General features: G+C 68.7%; 1 protein-coding gene and 1 pseudogene. Both read left to right on the top strand.

Features of this window, described 5'->3' with window-relative positions; genetic code table 11:
* Positions 1-401 (top strand): annotated as a pseudogene (locus QP415_RS10745) (choice-of-anchor M domain-containing protein); the annotation flags it as partial.
* Positions 398-536: ATP-binding cassette domain-containing protein (locus QP415_RS10740; RefSeq protein ID WP_285100039.1), on the top strand; the 139-nt coding region annotated here is incomplete at its 3' end. The pseudogene QP415_RS10745 and the gene QP415_RS10740, both read left to right, overlap by 4 nt.

The raw sequence follows: 536 nt of genomic DNA, 5'->3' as shown, positions 1-536 counted from the left end.
TCACGCAACCGGGGATCCACCTTATCCGCCTCAGCATCCAGGCCCAGCTCACCGACGGCACCACTGTCGAGGACACTCGCGTCCTCCGCTTTGCCGTCGGGGACGCCGCCGACGCGCAGAAGGCACTCGAAGCCCAGTGGAGCGTCTCGAACGCCCCTGAGTCGCCCGCTCCCGTTGACTCGCCGTCGGCCGTCGACCGCTCGACCGTTCTCCCGCTGTGGATCGCCGCGGGGCTCGGCGCCACAACCCTCGTCCTTGTCGCTCTCGTCCTCGTCGCCCGTCGCCGCAGCCACGAGCGCGAGCGGGTCGCTGAGAGGATCGTCGAGGATGGGACTTCCGGCTCCGTCGAGCCGAAGCCGGAAGCATCCGATGATGCCGACGACCGGGGGTCTCAGCGATGAGTCGCGCACTGGAGGTGTCCAGCCTGCGCGTCGACCTTGGCGGGCGGACGATCCTTGAGGATGTGTCCCTTCGAGTCGACGAGGGCGAGCTTGTCGGCCTCATCGGGCCGAACAGGGCTGGCAAGACGACGCTCA

Origin of the sequence: Pauljensenia sp. UMB3104, from assembly GCF_030217285.1 — a bacterium.
GTDB lineage: Bacteria > Actinomycetota > Actinomycetes > Actinomycetales > Actinomycetaceae > Pauljensenia.
The sequence above is the reverse complement of the archived record's forward strand: the minus strand, read 5'-3'. Positions and strand labels throughout refer to the sequence as shown.